The organism is Hyphomicrobium sp., from assembly GCF_035572195.1.
In the GTDB taxonomy this organism is placed as follows: domain Bacteria; phylum Pseudomonadota; class Alphaproteobacteria; order Rhizobiales; family Hyphomicrobiaceae; genus Hyphomicrobium_B.
The window spans coordinates 1-2,824 of record NZ_DATNBA010000068.1 but is presented as its reverse complement, the minus strand read 5'-3'; the positions used below and the strand labels follow the sequence as shown (position 1 = coordinate 2,824).

The 2,824-nt window shown below is 60.4% G+C and carries 3 protein-coding genes; all 3 read left to right on the top strand.

All coding sequences use genetic code 11. From position 1 onward, the window contains the following. A partial coding sequence (locus VN623_RS06480; RefSeq protein WP_325569311.1) for a cation transporter dimerization domain-containing protein occupies positions 1-556 on the top strand: 556 nt, incomplete at its 5' end. A gap of 100 nt (positions 557-656) precedes the next feature. Further along, positions 657-1,445: a transporter substrate-binding domain-containing protein gene (locus VN623_RS06475; protein WP_325569309.1), complete on the top strand. Its 789-nt coding sequence runs from the start codon at positions 657-659 to the stop codon at positions 1,443-1,445. A 90-nt stretch (positions 1,446-1,535) separates the two neighbouring features. Continuing rightward, a partial coding sequence (gene pepN, locus VN623_RS06470; protein ID WP_325569307.1) for an aminopeptidase N occupies positions 1,536-2,824 on the top strand: 1,289 nt, incomplete at its 3' end.

Sequence of the window (2,824 nt, the reverse complement as noted above, 5' to 3'; positions counted from 1 at the left end):
CGGAGCGGAGCCAACGGTCGCCACCAAGCCGGTGGCACTCGACAGCGAGAGCGTGCTCGACCGCGTGATGGTGATCGCCCGCAATCGCGCACTTGCCGTACACCACGTTACGGTTACGGAGATCGCGGATCGGTTGGCGATCTCGCTCGATCTAGAAGTCGACGGCAAGCTGTCGCTGCGCGCAGCGCACGAGCAAGCCGACACACTGGAAGATGCGATCGCCGCCGAGCTCGGCCACCGCGTGGAGGTCGAGACCCACATCGAGCCACTCGAACCTCAGGACGCATCCGGCCGAGAAGCTGCGCCCGACCGGCTCAAAGCGGTGGCGGCCGCTTTGTCGAAGATCGCGGCGAATAACGACGTCATCCGCGATATCCACGACGTGCGCGTCCGCGAGACCGAAGACGGCGAGATCGTCAACTTCCACTGCACTGTCGATCCGAAACTCAGCGTGCAGACCGTGCATGAAAAGGTCGACGTACTCGAACGAACCCTCCGCGAGCATTCCCCCACGATCAAACGCGTCATCGGTCATGCCGAACCGATGGGCGAATAGGTGCAGCTACTCCCGTGACCGCCGCCCGTTCCGACGCGGATGACACGCCGTCCCGGCACGGATAGAGTACCGGCGTCATCATATCGTCGGGGAGTTTAAAATGTATCGTCACTTGAAGTTCGCGGCCATCGCCGCGGTCGCAAGTCTTGCTCTGGCCACCGCTGCATTTGCACAGGCGCCGGGAACGCGCGTCGACCAGATTCTGAGCCGCGGCACCTTGCGTATCGGTATGACCGGCGACTACCGGCCATTCACTTTTCTGAACAAGGGGACATCCACCTTCGAGGGCTTTGACGTCGATATGGCGGAGTCGCTCGCCAAGGCGCTCGGCGTAAAGGCCGAGTTCGTGCAGACGAGCTGGCCGACGATGATGAAGGATTTCGAGGCCGACAAGTTCGACATCGTGACTGGGGGCGTCTCGATCACGCTCGACCGGCAAAAGAAGGGGCTTTTCTCCACGCCGATCATGCGCGAAGGCAAGACGCCGATCGCCCGCTGCGCAGACGTTTCGAAATACGCGACGATTGCCGACATCAACAAGTCGAGCGTCCGCGTCATCGTCAATCCGGGCGGCACTAATGAGAAATTTGCGCGCGAGTATCTCAAAAACGCGACCATCAACGTCTATAAGGACAACGTCACGATCTTCGACCAGATCGCCAAAGGCGACGCCGACTTGATGATCACCGATGCTTCGGAAACGCTTTTCCAGCAGAAGCTGCACTCCGGAGTGCTTTGCTCCGTTCACCCCGACCACCCGTTCGATTTCTCGGAAAAGGGCATCTGGATGCAGCGCGACGAAGCCCTCAAGGATTTCGTCGACCAGTGGCTGCACATCATGCGGGAGACCGGCGGCTACAAGACGATCTTCGCGAAATATTTCGACTGACGCCCTTGCGGTTGTTGCGCGGCCGATGGCGCAATCAAGGGCCATCGGCCGTCTTTCCATTTGCCGGCCGAATGCCTACATCGATATTGAATGCGCACCGATAATGCTCAACCTGTTCGCCTGAAGGACTATCGTCCCCCCGATTGGCTGGTGGACACGGTTTTGCTCGATTTTGCCCTACATCCGAGCAGGACGCGGGTACGGGCAACGCTTACGTTGCGGCCCAATCCGGAAACCGCCGCCGCGCCGCTGGTGCTCGACGGCGACGGCATCAATCTGGTTTCGCTCAAGGTCGACGGCGAAGGCCTGTCGCCGGAGAATTATATAGCGACGCCGGACAATCTCACCATCGCGCAGCCGCCGAACGGACCGTTTACGCTGGAGATTGAAACGCTGGTCGATCCAACGGCGAATACTCAGCTATCCGGCCTCTACCGGACCAGCAACAATTATTGCACCCAATGCGAAGCGGAAGGCTTTCGCCGCATTACCTACTTCCCCGACCGGCCGGATGTGATGGCGGTCTACACGACGCGCATCGAGGCCGACAAGGCCGAAGCGCCGGTGCTGTTGTCGAACGGCAACCTGGTCGAGAGCGGCGAGCTTCCCGGCGGCCGCCATTTCGCGGTGTGGAACGATCCGCACAAAAAGCCGTCCTACCTGTTTGCCCTGGTGGGCGGAAATCTCGCCCAGGTCGAAGACCGTTTCCGCACGATGTCGGGCCGCGATGTCGTGCTGCGCATTTACGTCGAGCCGGGCAAGGAAGGCCGCTGCGATTACGCCATGACTTCGCTCAAGCGTTCTATGCGCTGGGACGAGGAAAAATTCGGCCGTGAATACGACCTCGATATTTTCATGATCGTCGCCGTTTCGGATTTCAATATGGGCGCGATGGAGAACAAGGGCCTCAACGTCTTCAACGACAAATACGTGCTGGCGACGGCGGAGACTGCGACCGACGCGGACTTCGCTGGCATCGAATCCGTGATCGCGCACGAGTATTTTCACAACTGGACCGGCGACCGCATTACCTGCCGCGACTGGTTTCAGCTTTGCCTGAAAGAAGGCCTGACCGTTTATCGCGATCAGGAATTTTCCTCCGATCTGCGCTCGCGCGCGGTCGAGAGGATTTCCGACGTGCGCGGGCTTCGCGCCGGACAATTCGTCGAGGATGCCGGCCCGCTCGCACATCCGGTGCGCCCCGCGGTCTACCGCGAGATCAACAACTTTTATACGGCGACCGTCTACGAGAAGGGCGCCGAGGGCGTGCGCATGCTCAAAGTGCTGCTCGGCCCGGAGAATTTCCGCAAGGGCATGGACCTCTATTTCAGCCGCCACGACGGCGAGGCGGCGACCGTCGAGCAATTCGTGCAGTGCTT